The organism is Pseudogemmobacter bohemicus (assembly GCF_003290025.1).
In the GTDB taxonomy this organism is placed as follows: domain Bacteria; phylum Pseudomonadota; class Alphaproteobacteria; order Rhodobacterales; family Rhodobacteraceae; genus Pseudogemmobacter; species Pseudogemmobacter bohemicus.
Genome location: NZ_QNHG01000002.1, coordinates 658,843 through 673,383, shown reverse-complemented (window position 1 = coordinate 673,383; position 14,541 = coordinate 658,843). Strand labels below are relative to the sequence as shown.

General features: G+C 64.2%; 15 protein-coding genes and 1 pseudogene. 3 read left to right on the top strand and 13 right to left on the bottom strand.

Annotated features, from left to right (window positions below; translation table 11 throughout):
* Nucleotides 1-7: 7 nt before the first annotated feature.
* The 13 genes and pseudogenes from DRF71_RS11260 to DRF71_RS11200 all read right to left on the bottom strand — a co-directional run.
* On the bottom strand, nucleotides 8-862 hold the full coding sequence (locus DRF71_RS11260) for a 3-hydroxybutyryl-CoA dehydrogenase (RefSeq protein ID WP_112310627.1): 855 nt from the start codon (nucleotides 860-862) through the stop codon (nucleotides 8-10).
* An 11-nt stretch (nucleotides 863-873) separates the two neighbouring features.
* Nucleotides 874-1,656, bottom strand: a complete 783-nt coding sequence (locus DRF71_RS11255) for a 3-hydroxybutyrate dehydrogenase (protein WP_112310626.1) — start codon at nucleotides 1,654-1,656, stop codon at nucleotides 874-876.
* A gap of 7 nt (nucleotides 1,657-1,663) precedes the next feature.
* Entirely contained in the window at nucleotides 1,664-2,317 is a 654-nt protein-coding gene (locus DRF71_RS11250) for a 3-oxoacid CoA-transferase subunit B (protein ID WP_112310625.1), read from the bottom strand.
* Nucleotides 2,318-2,327: 10 nt separating this feature from the next.
* Complete coding sequence (locus DRF71_RS11245; protein ID WP_112310624.1) at nucleotides 2,328-2,978, bottom strand: CoA transferase subunit A; 651 nt, start codon at nucleotides 2,976-2,978, stop codon at nucleotides 2,328-2,330.
* Nucleotides 2,975-4,180 (bottom strand): acetate/propionate family kinase, encoded by a 1,206-nt coding sequence (locus tag DRF71_RS11240; RefSeq protein WP_232831463.1) that lies wholly within the window; start codon nucleotides 4,178-4,180, stop codon nucleotides 2,975-2,977. The genes DRF71_RS11245 and DRF71_RS11240 overlap by 4 nt, the downstream gene beginning before the upstream one ends.
* Nucleotides 4,177-5,556: a bifunctional enoyl-CoA hydratase/phosphate acetyltransferase gene (locus DRF71_RS11235; RefSeq protein ID WP_112311273.1), complete on the bottom strand. Its 1,380-nt coding sequence runs from the start codon at nucleotides 5,554-5,556 to the stop codon at nucleotides 4,177-4,179. Before DRF71_RS11235 ends, DRF71_RS11240 begins: the two co-directional genes overlap by 4 nt.
* 4 nt (nucleotides 5,557-5,560) lie before the next feature.
* Complete coding sequence (locus DRF71_RS11230) at nucleotides 5,561-8,050, bottom strand: DUF3141 domain-containing protein (RefSeq protein ID WP_112310623.1); 2,490 nt, start codon at nucleotides 8,048-8,050, stop codon at nucleotides 5,561-5,563.
* 13 nt (nucleotides 8,051-8,063) lie between these two features.
* The gene (gene fabI, locus DRF71_RS11225) at nucleotides 8,064-8,828 is read right to left on the bottom strand and encodes an enoyl-ACP reductase FabI (protein ID WP_112310622.1); all 765 of its coding nucleotides are present in this window, start codon (nucleotides 8,826-8,828) and stop codon (nucleotides 8,064-8,066) included.
* Between the two features lie 90 nt (nucleotides 8,829-8,918).
* On the bottom strand, nucleotides 8,919-9,209 hold the full coding sequence (locus DRF71_RS11220) for a hypothetical protein (RefSeq protein ID WP_112310621.1): 291 nt from the start codon (nucleotides 9,207-9,209) through the stop codon (nucleotides 8,919-8,921).
* A gap of 166 nt (nucleotides 9,210-9,375) precedes the next feature.
* Complete coding sequence (locus tag DRF71_RS11215; protein ID WP_112310620.1) at nucleotides 9,376-9,579, bottom strand: hypothetical protein; 204 nt, start codon at nucleotides 9,577-9,579, stop codon at nucleotides 9,376-9,378.
* A 108-nt stretch (nucleotides 9,580-9,687) separates the two neighbouring features.
* The gene (locus DRF71_RS11210; protein ID WP_112310619.1) at nucleotides 9,688-10,068 is read right to left on the bottom strand and encodes a DUF1007 family protein; all 381 of its coding nucleotides are present in this window, start codon (nucleotides 10,066-10,068) and stop codon (nucleotides 9,688-9,690) included.
* 161 nt (nucleotides 10,069-10,229) lie between these two features.
* Complete coding sequence (locus tag DRF71_RS11205; RefSeq protein WP_198672161.1) at nucleotides 10,230-10,421, bottom strand: DUF6525 family protein; 192 nt, start codon at nucleotides 10,419-10,421, stop codon at nucleotides 10,230-10,232.
* Nucleotides 10,422-10,424: 3 nt separating this feature from the next.
* Nucleotides 10,425-11,591, bottom strand: a pseudogene (locus tag DRF71_RS11200) (GTP-binding protein); the annotation flags it as partial.
* A gap of 291 nt (nucleotides 11,592-11,882) precedes the next feature.
* On the opposite strand from DRF71_RS11200, the gene tauA reads away from it, so the two are divergent.
* The 3 genes from tauA (at nucleotide 11,883) to DRF71_RS11185 (ending at nucleotide 14,536) form a co-directional block, all read left to right on the top strand.
* The gene (gene tauA, locus DRF71_RS11195) at nucleotides 11,883-12,869 is read left to right on the top strand and encodes a taurine ABC transporter substrate-binding protein (RefSeq protein ID WP_112311272.1); all 987 of its coding nucleotides are present in this window, start codon (nucleotides 11,883-11,885) and stop codon (nucleotides 12,867-12,869) included.
* Between the two features lie 66 nt (nucleotides 12,870-12,935).
* Entirely contained in the window at nucleotides 12,936-13,709 is a 774-nt protein-coding gene (locus DRF71_RS11190) for a taurine ABC transporter ATP-binding protein (RefSeq protein ID WP_112310618.1), read from the top strand.
* A complete protein-coding gene (locus DRF71_RS11185) occupies nucleotides 13,709-14,536 on the top strand; it encodes an ABC transporter permease subunit (protein WP_112310617.1) in 828 nt (275 codons plus the stop codon). The genes DRF71_RS11190 and DRF71_RS11185 overlap by 1 nt, the downstream gene beginning before the upstream one ends.
* Nucleotides 14,537-14,541: the final 5 nt, after the last annotated feature.

Below are 14,541 nucleotides of genomic sequence, written 5' to 3'. Positions count from 1 at the left end.
AGGCCCCTCAGCCCGGATATTCGGCAAAACCCTTGCCGGTCTTGCGGCCCAGCCAGCCGGCATGGACCATCTGCTTCAGCAGCGGGCTGGCGCGGTATTTCGGATCGTCAAAGCCGCCATAAAGCGTCTCCATGATGTTCAGCACCACATCCAGCCCGATCAGATCGCCCAGAGCCAGCGGCCCCATCGGGTGATTAGCGCCCAGTTTCATCATGGAATCAATATCCTCGGGCGTGGCGAGCCCCTCATAGACGCAATTGATCGCCTCATTGATCAAAGGTGCCAGCAACCGGTTCACGATGAACCCGTAGCTGTCCTTTGAGACACGCGGCACTTTCCCGATGGCGCGGGTGACGTCGGTGATCGCCTCGGCCACCGCGTCCGAGGTTTGCAGCGCCCGGATGATCTCGACCAGTTGCATCATCGCGACCGGATTGAAGAAATGCATGCCGATGATGCGGCTGGGACGCGCCGTCTGTGCCGCAAGCTGGGTCAGCGAGATCGAGGACGTGTTCGAGGCGAGAACCGCATCTTCGCGGCAAATCCTGTCCAGCTGGCCGAGGACCGAGGCCTTGACCTCCAGCTTTTCGACAATCGCCTCGATCACCAGATCGCGGTCCGCCATGGCGTCAAGCGTGGTGACAGTGGTGATCCGTGCCATGGCCTCAGCGGCCTTTTCCGCCGGCATAGTACCTTTTTTGACCTGGCGGGCGAGGCTTCCCTCCATGGTGATCCGCGCACGCTCCAGCGCTTTTTCGGACAGATCCTGAAGGACGACCGTAAAGCCCGCCACCGCGAAGGCCTGGGCAATGCCATTGCCCATGGTGCCCGCGCCGATGACGCCGATTTTTTCGATTTTCATGGATCTGATCCTTAATGCGCGGTCCAGCCGCCATCGACGGGAAGCGCGGCTCCGGTCATCTCAGAGGCCGCCGGGCTGCAAAGGAATGCCGCAAGCGCGCCGATCTGGCCCGCCTGGACGAAACGTTTCGTCGGCTGCGCGGCCAGCAGCACGTCACGGATCACCTCTTCCTCGGTGATGCCCCGCGCGGCTGCGGTCTCGGGGATCTGACCCGCGACCAGCGACGTCAGCACATAGCCCGGGCAAATCGCATTGCAGGTCACCCCCGCCTCGGCGCCTTCCAGGGCGACGGTCTTTGTCAGCCCGATCACCGCATGTTTCGCCATGACATAGGCCGATTTATAGGGCGAGGCGACCAGCCCATGCGCCGAGGCGATATTGACGATCCGGCCCCAGCCGCGCGCCTTCATCCCCGCCATGACCAGCCGGGTCAGGTGCCAGGCGGCGGACATATTGATCGCCATGATCAGGTCGTAGCGATCGACCGGGAAGTCCTCGATCGGCGCAACCGTCTGGATACCCGCATTGTTCACGATGATGTCGACCTGACCGAATCGGGCTTCGGTCGCGGCCACCAGATCCGCGATCTGATAGGGCTTTGACATATCTGCGCCGTGGAACGCGACCGGCGCTCCGGTCTCATCCGCCAGTCCGGCGCGAACAGTCTCGATCTCGGTCGGATCCCCCAGCCCGTTCAGCATCACCGCATGCCCGGCCTCGGCCAGAGCGCGCGCGACGGCAAGGCCGATCCCCGAGGTGGAGCCGGTCACGACAGCAGTGCGAAATTCAGGCATGGGTCCCTCAGGAAAGCTGCATTTCCACCAGATCATCGGCGATGATCAGGCTGGCCGTGGTCTGGGCACGGATCTCGTCAAGCGAGACACCGGGCCCGGTTTCGCGCAGGATCAGGCCCTGATCCGTCGGCTCGATCACCGCCAGTTCGGTGATGATCAGACTGACGCGGCGGGTCGAAGTCAGCGGCAAAGTGCATTCCGGCACGATCTTGGCGGTGCCTTTGGCGCTATGCTGCATGGCGACAATCACGCGGGCCGCGCCCGTCACCAGATCCATCGCGCCGCCCATGCCCGGAACCATCTTTCCCGGCACCTTCCAGTTCGCAAGCTGGCCCTTTTCATCGACCTGAAGGCCTCCCAGCACCGTCACATCCAGATGCCCGCCACGGATCAGCCCAAAGCTCATGGCCGAGTCAATCGAGGCCGCGCCCGGCACCGCCGTCACATGGCCACCACCGGCATCGGTCAGATGCGGGTCTTCCATGCCCTCTTCGGGGCGCGCGCCAAGGCCGATAATGCCGTTCTCGGCCTGGAAATAGACCCCTGCCGAGGCGGGGACGAAATTCGCCACCAGGGACGGCAACCCGATCCCGAGATTGACGAGGCTGCCGGGTTTGATTTCTTGCGCGACGCGGCGCGCGATCAGCTCTTTCACATCCATAGCGCGGCCCTCACTTCGGAATGACAAGGTGGTCGACCAGCACGCCCGGCGTCTTGACCGCATCGGGCGGGATCAGACCGACGGGCAGAATGGCCTCGGGCTCGGCAATGACATGCGCCCCCGCCATCGCGATCACCGGGTTGAAATTATGCGCGGTCAGCAGGTAGTTCAGATTGCCGACATAATCGGCCTGGAAGGCACCGATCAGCGCGAAATCGGCCTTGAGCGGGGTCTCCAGCAGGTAGGGCTTGCCATCGACCTCGATCACGCGTTTGCCGATCTCGACCTCGGTGCCGATGCCGGTCGGGGTCAACACGCCGCCAAGCCCCACGCCGCCCGCACGAATGCGCTCGATCAGGGTGCCCTGCGGCACCAGCTCAACCTCAATCTCACCCGAGATCATCATCGCCTGGGTCTCGGGGTTCAGCCCGATATGCGAGGCGATCACGCGGGAAACCGCGCCGGCCGAGATCAGCTTGCCAATCCCCTTGCCCGGCAGCGCGGTGTCATTGGCGATCACCGTCAGGTCGCGCACCCCCCGCGCCACAATCGCGTCGATCAGCCGCTCGGGGGTGCCGACACCCATGAAACCACCGATCATCAGGCTGGCCCCATCGGGGATCAGGCTGGCGGCGGCCTCGGCTTTCAGAGTGCCCTTCATGCATCGGTTCCTTCCGTGATCCCGGCAGCAGAGCGGGCGGCGCGGGCGATGACCAGATCTTCGCGCGTGTTCACGATCATCACCGTGGTGCGCGAGAATTCCGAGCTGAGAATAGTGGCGTTTTCGGCGTTTTTGCCGTGATCTATCTCAATCCCCATCCAGCCGAGGCGCTCGCAGACGCGGCGGCGCACCACCCGGGAATTCTCGCCAATGCCGCCGCAGAAGACGAGCGCGTCGATGCCGCCCATCACAGCCGCCATGGCGCCAAGCTCGCGTTGCACGCGGAAGACGAAATAGTCGATGGCGCGATGGCTTTGCGCATTATCGGCCTGTTCCAGCGTCCGCATGTCATTCGACAGCCCGCCCGACAGCCCCAGCAGACCCGATTCATTATAGAGGATCTGGCGGATCTGCGCGGTGTCGAGATTCTCGCGGTCGAGCATATAGAGCATGACGCCAGGGTCGATCTGGCCGCAGCGGGTGCCCATCGGCAGCCCGTCCAGCGCCGAGAACCCCATCGAAGACGCGACCGATTTCCCGCGATAGATTGCGCACATCGAGGCGCCATTGCCCAGATGCGCCACCACGACACGGCCCTGCATCAGATGCGGCGCGATGCGGGCGAGTTCACTGGTGACATAGTCATAGCTAAGACCGTGAAAACCATACCGCCGCACACCCTTCTCGTAATAGCGGTGCGGAATGGCGAAAGTGTCGTTCACGAAAGGCTGGCCGCGATGGAAGGCGGTGTCGAAACAGGCGACCTGCGGCACGCCAGGAAAGGCCTCTTCCGCCGCGCGGATGCCGGCGATGTTATGCGGCTGATGCAGCGGGGCAAAAGGCTCCAGGTCTGCGAGTTTCGCGAGCACCTCTTCGGTGACGAGCACAGGCTCGGCATAGTCGAGGCCGCCATGCACCACCCGATGCCCGACCGCCGCCATACGCAGTTCGGGGAAAACCCGCTTGATGGTGGCGATCACCACCGCCAGCGCATTGGTGTGGCTGTCGATCAGGCCAGGCGCGTTTTCCAGCACCTCGCCGTCCTGATCTTTCAGCTTCAGCGCACCCTCAGGCCCGATACGGTCGGCCTGACCGGTCATCAGCGGCTCGTCCCCACCGGCCGGGAACAGCGCCACTTTCAGCGAGGAAGACCCCGCATTCAGCGCCAGAAAGCCCGCTTCGGACAGCATGAGATCCTTCATTTCTTTTCCCCCGCCTTTCCCCCGGCATGATGCAGCGCGGCGACCGCGCAGGATGCCAGCCGCGACATCGGGCTGTCCGAGCGCGAGTTCAGGATGACTGGCACCCGCGCGCCCAGAACCAGCCCCGCCCCTTCGGCATGGCTGACAAAGGACAGCTGTTTCGCCAGCATATTACCGGCATCAATCCCCGGCACGACCAGGATATTCGCCCGCCCCGCCACACCACCGGTGATCCCCTTGATGCGCGCCGCACCCAGATCGACCGCATTGTCCATCGCCAGCGGGCCATCAACGAGGCCGCCCTTGATCTGGCCCCGCTCGGCCATTTTCGACAAAAGCGCCGCGTCGATCGAGGACTGGATCGCGGGGTTCACCGTCTCAACCGCACTCAGCACGCCGACGCGCGGCTGCATCCCGATGGCAAGGGCGAGGTCGATGGCGTTTTGCGTGATATCCACCTTGGTTGCGAGATCGGGCGCGATATTGATCGCGGCATCGGTGACCATCACCGGCTCGGGGCGGCCCGGCACATCCATGACGAAAACATGGGTAAAGCGGCGCCCGACCCGCAGGCCGAAAGCCTTGTCGAGCATCGGTTTCAAGAGGTCATCGGTGTGCAGATGCCCCTTCATAACCGCGCTGGCCCGGCCTTCATGCACCAGCTTGCAGGCCTGGAGCGCGGCAGCCTGATCACCCTCGATGTCGATAATCTCGATCCCGTCAAGGCTTTCCCCGGCAGCCGCGCGGATCGCGGATTCGGTGCCGATCAGGATCGGGGTGATGATCCCCTCGCGCGCGGCCAGCAGCGCGCCGCCCAGCGAATTGGCGTCATCGGGGCAGACCACCGCGACAGGCAGTGGCGGAAGCTGCTTCGCCCGTTCGACCAGCGCCTCGAAATGGCGGTGGCGTTGCACCACGAGGCCCGGCACTTCGATATCGTCGCGGTCGAATTTCACCTCTGGCGCCAGCACCTGGGCGGTGCCGGTCACGATCAGCGCACCGTCAGCGGGCCGGGTGACTACGGTTTCAAGCGTCACCGTCCCATCCGCCGCTTTCGCGGTGACCGCGACCTTGCACAGCAGTTCCTCACCGGCATGGGCACGCTCGTGAAAATCCACCACCTGGCGGCGATAAAGCGTACCCGGCCCGGGCAAAAGTGTCCCCAACACGGCGGAAATCATCGAGGCGACGAACATCCCCGGCGCGATATTCTCGGGCTGGCCATCGCCGTCCATATCTCCAGAGGGCAGGTGCATCGGGTTGTAATTCCCCGAGGCGGCGGCAAAGACATAGAGGTCATCCTGGGTGATCAGACGGCGCAACTCAGCCGTCTCGCCGGGCTGAAGCTCGGTGAAGGTGCGGTTCACAAGGCGCATCATGTCACTCTCCGGCGGGCGTGGGTTGGCGTGGGCGACGGGCAGCCGTGACAGCGCGATCGGTTTCGTGATTGGCCTGAGCGGTGGCGGCCTGTTCGGGCTGAACGGCCTCCAGCGGGTCCTGGATCACATCGCCGGTGCTGACCGGCACGCCCAGAACGTCGTGGAAACGGTGCAGCATGGTTTGCGTTTCGGGCGACATTTCCCCGGTCAGACCGGGAATGAAGCGGACAACCTTAAGCGCAAGGTCGCGTTCCCCGGGCGTGGTCAGCAGCGCGGGCAGCGTCTCGATGGCGCGCTCGCGCTCATAGGTGGCGATCAGGGTTTGTTCGTGGATGATCAGCGCCCTGCGCTCGGCACCCAGCGATTTGAACGGCTCGTCCTGGGTCAGCACTTTCGACGACCGTTCCAGCCGGTCACGCCGCACACCACGCCGGTTCTCGGCCAGGAGGACCAGCATCCGGATCACTGCCTCGGCAAAGCCGCCGCGCTCGATATTGTAAAGCGCCGCCGCAACTTCGGGCAGACCCAGCAGCTCATCGGTATTTTTCAGCGTACGCCGCGCCTCATGGCTGCGTCCGAAGACCCGCATCCAGGGGTTCGACCACATCGAATAAAAACTCATCTCATACATCATATCGCGGGTGTCGCGCATGAAGTCGATCATCTGCTCGACCCCATCGACCCAGAGTTGCTCGGCCGCGAGAAAAGGATTGTCCGGTGCCGCTTTGTGACGATCTGATTTGATGTTTTCCGCCATATCAGTGACGTTTTTCATCAGCGGATTTTGCGACGAGGCAAGCGCGCGCTCGACCCGTTTAGGATGCAGTACCCGCGACAGCTCGGCGCTGGTCGGCGTGACCATGGCCTTCACCGCCGGGCGGAGCACCGCGTCATAAAGCTGTGCCTGAACCTCGGAGGCGCGGGCGACGGCGGCAAAGGGGCGTTCATCCTCATAACCGTCATCCAGCGCGCGGATGTCTTCCAGACCGCGCTCGACGAAGGAGACGGTAAAGACCTTGCGGCCATCCTTCTCTTCAATATCCTCGATCCGCATCTCGTAAAGACCCGGCGCCAGCGCCTCGATGGTCTCAAGCGTCGATGCCACCTCGGCATGTTCCTTTTTCGCGATCTGCGACGAGACGAAGATGCCCAGATGGCCGACCTGGTCATGCACCATATAAACGATGCGCTGGCCGCGGATGCGGATCTCCTGCACATCGGACCAGGTCTCGGCGATCCAGTTCAGCGCCTGTTGCGGCGGGGTGATATTGTCGCCGTGGCTGGCGAAAACGATGATCGGAGCGCGGATCGCTTTCAGATCGACCGGGCGGCCGGGTTCAAGCCGCGCCTCGTTTTTCGAGAGGCGATTGCCGACAAAAAGCTGCTCGACGATCCACCTGATCTCGGGCTCGGTCAGCATGAAGAAGCCGCCCCACCATTTCTCGAATTCGAGGAAGCTCTTGTCGCCCTTGTCGATGTCGCGGAAGAGGTCGGTATATTTGCGGAAAAGCGTGCGGCCGGGGTTCAGCACCTCAAAATTCTGCACCAGATGCGCGCCATCAAAGATTCCGCCGCCAAGATCGGCAAGGAACATCGGGATCCAGGTGCCGCCCAGCACACCGCCATTATAGCGCATCGGATCCTGGCCGACCTTGCCCGACCAGGGCGCAACCGGGGCGCCATTGATCACGATGGGGCCGGTGAGGTCGGTATTCGTGGCCGCCAGCAACAGCGTCGCCCAGCCGCCCTGGCAGTTTCCCGTAATCACCGGCTTCGGCGCCTCGGGGTGGCGACGCATCACTTCGCGCACGAAAGCCGCCTCGGCGCGGGTGACATAGGACAGGTACTGCCCCGGCTCGGGGCGCGAGCGGAAGGCGACGAAATAGACCGGATGCCCGGCAGCCAGTGCCACACCGACCTGGCTGTCGGTCTTGAAGCCGCCAATCCCGGGGCCATGGCCAGCGCGCGGGTCGATGATCATATAGGGACGCCTGGTGTCGTCGATGGTCACACCCACAGGTGGCGTGATTTTCAGCAGCATATAGTTGCAGGGCCAGGTCAGATCCCGGCCATCCATCACGGTTTCATAATCATAGATCAGCACCGGCGGGCAGTTGGCGGCCTCATGCTCCAGGAAGATATCGCCACGCTTGCGCAGGGTGTCGGCGGTCAGCACGGCACGCTCGGACGCGTCGCGGGTGTATTCCGCAAAGGCCTGGGCCAGTTTGCCTCCGGTCTGGAAATGGCGCAGCCCGTCAAGCAGCGCCTGGCCGGCCTGCATCAGCCGGTTGGTGCGCTGCGAATGGTTTTCCATGATGCGCTGGCTGTGGCGCGTGGCCGCGATGGACTGGATTTTGCCGGTCTCCGAGATCGCGGCGATCTCGGCACGGGCGGCCTCGGCACCGGCCTCAAGCGCGTCAAGCGCATCCGACTGGGCGCGCGGCATGCCGGGCTGCTGTTTCGGGTCAAAGAGTTCGAAGAGGCTTGCCATGATCCTGGATCCTTCAGGCGGTAATCGAGAAGCCACCGTCGATGTCATGCACACCGCCGGTCAGATTTTTGGCCTCGTCAGAGGCGAGGAAGGCCGCCATCGCGCCTACATCCTCAATGGATGCCAGCTGATGCGTCGGCGCGCGGCTTGCGGCCTGGTCCAGCATTTCGTCGAAATGCCCGATCCCCGAGGCGGCGCGGGTTTTCAGCGGCCCGGGTGAGAGCGCATGCACCCGGATGCCCTTTTCGCCCAGTTCAGCAGCAGCATAGCGGGTGGCGCTTTCCAGCGCGGCCTTCACCGGGCCCATCATGTTGTAATGGCGCACGACGCGCGACGATCCGAAAAACGAAACCGAGAGGCAGCAGCCGCCTTCCGTCATCAGCGGCTCTGACAGCCGGATCATCCTGAGAAAGGAATGAACCGAGATATCCATCGCCAGCGTGAACCCATCGACCGAACAGTCGACCACGCGGCCATGCAGATCCTCTTTCGGCGCAAAGGCGATAGAGTGCAAAACAGTGTCCAACCTGCCCCAATCTGCCGAAATCCGGTTGAACAGCGCCTCCGTCTGACCCGGTTCACGCACATCGAGCGGCATCATAATTTCGGCGCCCAGCTCCTCAGCCAGCGGGCGGACATGGGGTTCGGCTTTGGCATTCAGCCAGGTGACCGCCAGATCGGCACCCTGTTCGCGAAAGGCCCGGGCACAGCCCCAGGCAATCGAGTCGCGATTGGCGATACCGACGACCAGGATCTTTTTGCCGGATAGCGAGAACATGGACTCACTCCTGTTTTCCGCCGTCATCTGGGCATGACCGCGAAACGCTCCAATGACAGATTGGTCACATCTGTCGGACGGAACCGGAGCTCAGACCAGCCGCAAGGCGGTGCTGAGGCCAGGAATCAGCATCATGGCGCCGATCGGCATCTTGGTTGCGGCAAAGAGGCGCGGAGTGCCCGTCGGCAAGGCACGCTTCAGACTGCACCGCGTCAGCCCGGCAAGGGCTGCGGCAAACGCCGTGATCAGGAAGGTCGCCGCCGCCATCACGAAAGTGCCAGGGATCCCCAGCCCGTCCAGCCCCGGCCGCCAGGTCAGGATCGTCAGGAACAGCGCGCCGGTGCAGGAGCGCAAGGCAATCCCCGCGACCAGCGCCAGCACCTCACGCCAGCTTTGCTCCCGGGCGGCCTGGTCTGGGGCATGGGCGTGGGCGTGGGCACGGCCGCAATCCTTGCCATGGTGGTGGTGATGCAGCGCGTGATGCGCAGCCCGCAGATCAGCAGCATCAGCCCAAGCGCTGCAATGGCCAGCATGGCCAGTGGCTCGATCAGTGTGGCGAACCCCTCGACCCGGTCACGGGCCCCTCATAAAGCCGGATGCCGGTATAGATAACCTCAACCGCAACCAGCGTCTGGTCAGGCGCTGCCCTCCCTGCAATCCAGACCAGGCGCCGCAGCGTCGCCTGGCTGGCAAAGCCATAGCCCGCGATCAGCGCCTCGCCATGCCCCGACCCGACCCGACCCGAGCGCATGGAACTATCCACAGGCAAAGCAAAGACCAGAGAAACCCGGCGCCGCGCCGGCCCGCAGTACCCGCAGGGTCTGACCCAGGGCATTCCGGAAGTCGCGTTGCAGCGAAATCAGGTGGTGGAGATCAGGTGGCGGGCCAGCAGATCATGCAGCCCCGCCTCACCCTCAGGCGGGAGCGACAGGGTAAGCCGCCTGCCCGCCGGGCTCAGCGAGAGATTGCCATTGAAATCCTCGGGCCAGCCGGTGGCCATTTCGTTCAGCCTGCCCGCCTCGGCCCCGGTCAGCATGCCGTCGCCATTCATATCCATCCCCAGATCGGCCAGGATCAGCAAAGACGCAAGGTCGTCATAGACCCAGTCCACCGAGACCGCGCCCGGCCTGCCCTGGTCGTCAAAGCGGAAGGTAAGGCCGGTTTCGACGAATTCATGCGGATGCGCCCACGCTGCGTGCGGCAGGACAAAGAGAAGAAGGCAGAAGAGCCGGAGCAACATGCCCTTCCACAGACCAGCAGGCAGAAGAGCTGCAATTCACAGCGGCACATTCTGTCGGCCAGCCCTGGCGGGAAGCCGTCCGCCAACCCTGCCCGAGCCAGGCGGCGCCCCGCCCCAGACCACCTTTACATCCCGCGAAATCAGTCTCTGTTCCGCCTGCTTCAGCCGCTCCGGCATCCGCGCAAGGTCGCCGCCGGTCCCGCGCCGTAACCGCGTCCAGAGGCGGAATGCGGGCTCCAGGGCAGCGCCGCCCGTGTCAGCCAGCGCCCCAGCTCCGGCGGCAGGCGGTCGAACCGCTCCATCGGGCGCAGGCGCGGCCTGCCGCGCAGACTGGCCACGAGGCTGTGCCCCATGGCTCAGCGCGGCCGCGGGCACCAGTCGGGGAAGGGATCGGGCAACTTCCTCCAGACAGCATCCGGGGCATCCCCCGCCATGAGCGCCGCATCAAGCACCGCCCTGATCGCCGCCTCATCCATATCGGCACCGATAAAGACCGGCTCCTGGCGGCGGTCACCCCAGGGTCCGGCCCAGTGTTGCAGCACGGAATCGAGATTGTCGGGATGGGTCGGCCAGCGATCCCGGGGCACCGCAGCCCACCAGCTCCCCAGCGGCGTCGCCCCCGGAAATCGTCCCGAAATTACTCCGGCCAGCGAGAATTCCACCGCCCGGTCGGGGCGCGCGGCGATCCGGAAATGCCCCTTGGCCCGGATCACCCCTGGCAGATCGCCATGCAGCGCATCATGGATCTTTTGCGGATAAAAGGGCTGGCGCACGCGGTAGACGAAAGAGGAAATGCCATATTCCTCGGTCGCGGGCTGGTGATCGGCGAAGCCATAGAGTTTTTGCGCCCACATCGGGTGCAGATGGGCGCGGTCGACATCGAACAGCCCGGTATTGAAGATATCGGCTGGCGCCACGCGCGAGAAATCGGTCTCGATCACTCGCGCCTCGGGGTTCATCGCCCATACGATCTTGCGGGCCAGGTCCAGCCATGCCGACCCGGCCAGCCCGATCCTGTTCAGAACGATCATATCGGCAAATTCGATCTGGCAGGTCAACAGGCTCACGAGATCGCGCCTGTCATTCTCGCTCAGGCTCTCGCCCCGGTCGGCAAGGAAATCATGGCTTGAGAAAGCTGCCGTCAGATTGACCACATCAACCACCGTGACCATCGTATCCAGCCGCGCCAGATCCGAGAGGCCGGCACCATCGGCATCGCGGAAGTCAAAGGTGGCGGCGACGGGCAGCGGCCCGGCAATGCCGGTGGATTCGAGCAGCAGATAGTCGAACCGCCCCTCCTGCGCGAGGCGCCCCACCTCGCTGAGCAGATCATCCCGCAGCGTGCAGCAGATGCAGCCATTGGTCATATCGACCAGCTTTTCCTCGGAGCGCGACAGTTCCGCGCCGCTGCGGATCAGGTCGGCGTCGATATTCACCTCGGACATGTCAGTGACGATGGCGGTGACCCGGCGGCCTTCGTGGATGTTGAGGATATGGAACAGCAGCGTGGTCTTGCCGGGGCCGGGGCCAGATCGGAAGGCAGCTGGCGGGCATGGTGACCGCTGATTGTCATGTTATTGCAACCACCTCAAACACCGGGCCGCCGGCGAAATGGGCGCCGCCGGCTGATTCTGCCCTGTCAGAGGCGATGCCGGGCGAAGGAGGAGAATATTTTTCTCCTCCCAGCAGCGCCGGCAAATGGCGCTCGCTTTAACCGGCGGCCTCTTCAGAATGGCCTGAGACGGCTTTCCCGGCCAGATTTGGCCCATGCAAACGCCGCCCTGGCGGCTGTGTCAAACCGGAATGAGATCATCATGACCCTTCGCAAACTGACCACCACCCTGACCCTTGCCGGCCTGCTTGCCGGCGTCTCACTGCCCGCACTTGCCGAGACGCTGCGCATCGGCTGGCAGCAGATCGTCGAGCCTTCGCGGGTGCCCCAGGCCGACAAGACCTATGAAAGCGCCACCGGCGCGACGGTCGAATGGCACCTGTTCGGCGGCGGCGCTGATGTGATCGCGGCGGTCGCGGCGGGCTCGATTGATATCGGCTATGTCGGGTCGTCGCCGCTGACCGCAGCCGCCTCGCAGGATCTGCCGATCGAGACCATCTATATCGTCGGCAATATCGCCGAGGCCGAGGCGCTGGCGGTCAAGGGCTTTGACAAGCCCGAGGATCTGAAGGGCAAGAAGATCGCGACGCCTTTCGTGTCGACCGCGCATTACTCACTGCTGACGGCGCTGAAACATTGGGGCATCCCGGCTTCCGAGGTGAACCTTCTGAACCTGCGCCCGCAGGAAATCGCCGCCGCATGGGAGCGGGGCGACATCGACGGCGCCTATATCTGGGATCCGGTGCTGAACCAGATCAAGACGACTGGCGGCACCGTGCTGGCCGACAGCGCCGATGTGGCGGAATGGGGCGGCCCGACTTTTGATGCCTGGATCGTGCGCAAGGACTATGCCGAGGCGAACCCTGCCATCGTCACCGCCTTTGTCAAAGTGACCGGCGAGGCGACCGACGCCTATCTGGCCAATCCGGATGCCTGGAGCGCCGACAGCGACCAGGCGAAAAAGATCGCCGAACTGACCGGCGCACCGGCGGCGGATGTGCCTGCGCTGCTGAAGGGCTATGTCTTTGCCGGCCTGAAAGACCAGACATCCGAGGCCTTCCTGGGCGGCGCAACGGCTGCGGCGATCAAAAACACCGCAGCCTTCCTGCAAGAACAGGGCTCGGCCACCGCAAAGGATGATTACGCCGCTTTTGTGAACAAGAGCTTTGCCGAGGAAGCGCTGAAATAAGCCCAATGCCAGCCAGCCAGACCCGGCGCATCCCGCGCCGGGCTTTGCCGTTCGGAAATCTGTACCATGTCGGTTCTCAACCTCTCTCACGTCTCGCTCAGCTATGACGGCACCCCTGCCCCGGTGCTGAAAGACATCACGCTGTCGCTGTCGCAGGGTGATTTCATCTCGGTGATCGGGCGCTCGGGGTCGGGGAAGACCTCGCTGATGAACCTGGCAGCCGGGTTCCTGCGGCCCTCTTCGGGCCAGGTTACCATCGGCGGGCGCCCGGTCACCGGGCCGGGGCCGGATCGGGCCGTGGTGTTTCAGGACGATGCGCTGTTTCCCTGGCGCACTGTGGTCGGGAATGTCGCATTGCCGCTGAAACTGGCCGGGGTGGCGCGGGACGAACGCGAGGCCACCGCCCGGCGCTGGCTGGCTTCGGTGCATCTGGAGGGCCAGGAGGACAAGCATATCTGGCAGCTTTCCGGCGGCCAGCGGCAGCGCGTCGGCATTGCCCGCGCCCTGGCCTCGGGGCCGGATTTCCTGTTGATGGACGAACCGCTTGGCGCGCTGGATGCCATGACCCGCGACCGCATGCACGAGTTGCTGCTGCAGCTTTGGGATCAAAGCCATACCGGTGCGCTCCTGATCACCCATTCGGTCGAGGAGGCGCTGTTTCTTTCCACCTCGGTGGTGGTTCTGGCCCCCGATCCCGGACGGATCAGCTTTCAGGAAGACTATGATTACGGCCGCCGCTTCATCCGGGGCGAAGACCCGCGCGCGCTGAAATCCGAGCCGGGCTTCATCGCCGCCCGCGAACGCCTGCTCGCCGCAATCTATGAGAAGGAACCCGTGTGATGACGGACAGCACCGCAGACACGACCGCCCTCACCGCACCAGTGCCGCGCGAGAAATTCCGCCTGCCCTGGGGCCTCGTTCTGGGTGTCTCGACCATCGGCGCGCTGATCCTGTTCTGGGCGCTGGCCTCCTGGGCGGGCTGGGCCTCGCCGGTTTTCCTGCCCTCTCCCGCCCGGGTCTGGGCGGCGCTGAACCGCGTCGCGACCGATGGCTATGCCAATGCGACGCTGCTGGAGCATATGGGGGCCAGCCTCTGGCGGGTCTTTGCGGCGCTGTTCTTCACCATGCTGATCGGTGTGCCAGTCGGGCTGCTGATCGCCACCTCAAAGATCGGGCGCGGCATCCTTGACCCGCTGGTCGAGTTCATCCGCCCGCTGCCGCCGCTGGCCTATCTGCCGCTGATCATCATCTGGTGCGGCATTGGTGAGGGTTCGAAAATCCTCGTGATCGGCATCGCCATGCTGGCCCCCATCGTGATCTCGACCGTCTCGGGCGTCAAAGCCGCCGGCGAGAACCAGATCCGCGCCGCCCGCACCTTTGGCGCCACGCGCGCCCAGCTGATCCGCGAGGTGATGCTGCCCGCCGCACTGCCCTCGATCTTTACCGGCATGCGCATCGCGCTTGGCGCCGGCTGGACGACGCTGGTGGCATCCGAGCTGGTCGCGGCGACCAGGGGCCTTGGCTACATGATCCAGTCGGCGGCGCAGTTCCTGGTCACCGATATGGTGATCGCGGGGATCCTGGTGATCTCGGTCCTGGCCACTTTGTCCGAGATCCTGCTGCGCTGGATGGAGCGGCGGTTCCTGCCCTGGATCGGCAAGAGCTGAGGTCA

What these genes read in the sequence shown, in the direction of transcription:
- DRF71_RS11260 (WP_112310627.1), bottom strand. Translation starts at nt 862, where the DNA reads ATGAAAATCGAAAAAATCGGCGTCATCGGCGCGGGCACCATGGGCAAT.
- DRF71_RS11255 (WP_112310626.1), bottom strand. Translation starts at nt 1,656, where the DNA reads ATGCCTGAATTTCGCACTGCTGTCGTGACCGGCTCCACCTCGGGGATC.
- DRF71_RS11250 (WP_112310625.1), bottom strand. Translation starts at nt 2,317, where the DNA reads ATGGATGTGAAAGAGCTGATCGCGCGCCGCGTCGCGCAAGAAATCAAA.
- DRF71_RS11245 (WP_112310624.1), bottom strand. Translation starts at nt 2,978, where the DNA reads ATGAAGGGCACTCTGAAAGCCGAGGCCGCCGCCAGCCTGATCCCCGAT.
- DRF71_RS11240 (WP_232831463.1), bottom strand. Translation starts at nt 4,180, where the DNA reads ATGAAGGATCTCATGCTGTCCGAAGCGGGCTTTCTGGCGCTGAATGCG.
- DRF71_RS11235 (WP_112311273.1), bottom strand. Translation starts at nt 5,556, where the DNA reads ATGCGCCTTGTGAACCGCACCTTCACCGAGCTTCAGCCCGGCGAGACG.
- DRF71_RS11230 (WP_112310623.1), bottom strand. Translation starts at nt 8,050, where the DNA reads ATGGCAAGCCTCTTCGAACTCTTTGACCCGAAACAGCAGCCCGGCATG.
- fabI (WP_112310622.1), bottom strand. Translation starts at nt 8,828, where the DNA reads ATGTTCTCGCTATCCGGCAAAAAGATCCTGGTCGTCGGTATCGCCAAT.
- DRF71_RS11215 (WP_112310620.1), bottom strand. Translation starts at nt 9,579, where the DNA reads ATGCGCTCGGGTCGGGTCGGGTCGGGGCATGGCGAGGCGCTGATCGCG.
- DRF71_RS11210 (WP_112310619.1), bottom strand. Translation starts at nt 10,068, where the DNA reads ATGTTGCTCCGGCTCTTCTGCCTTCTTCTCTTTGTCCTGCCGCACGCA.
- DRF71_RS11205 (WP_198672161.1), bottom strand. Translation starts at nt 10,421, where the DNA reads ATGGGGCACAGCCTCGTGGCCAGTCTGCGCGGCAGGCCGCGCCTGCGC.
- tauA (WP_112311272.1), top strand. Translation starts at nt 11,883, where the DNA reads ATGACCCTTCGCAAACTGACCACCACCCTGACCCTTGCCGGCCTGCTT.
- DRF71_RS11190 (WP_112310618.1), top strand. Translation starts at nt 12,936, where the DNA reads ATGTCGGTTCTCAACCTCTCTCACGTCTCGCTCAGCTATGACGGCACC.
- DRF71_RS11185 (WP_112310617.1), top strand. Translation starts at nt 13,709, where the DNA reads ATGACGGACAGCACCGCAGACACGACCGCCCTCACCGCACCAGTGCCG.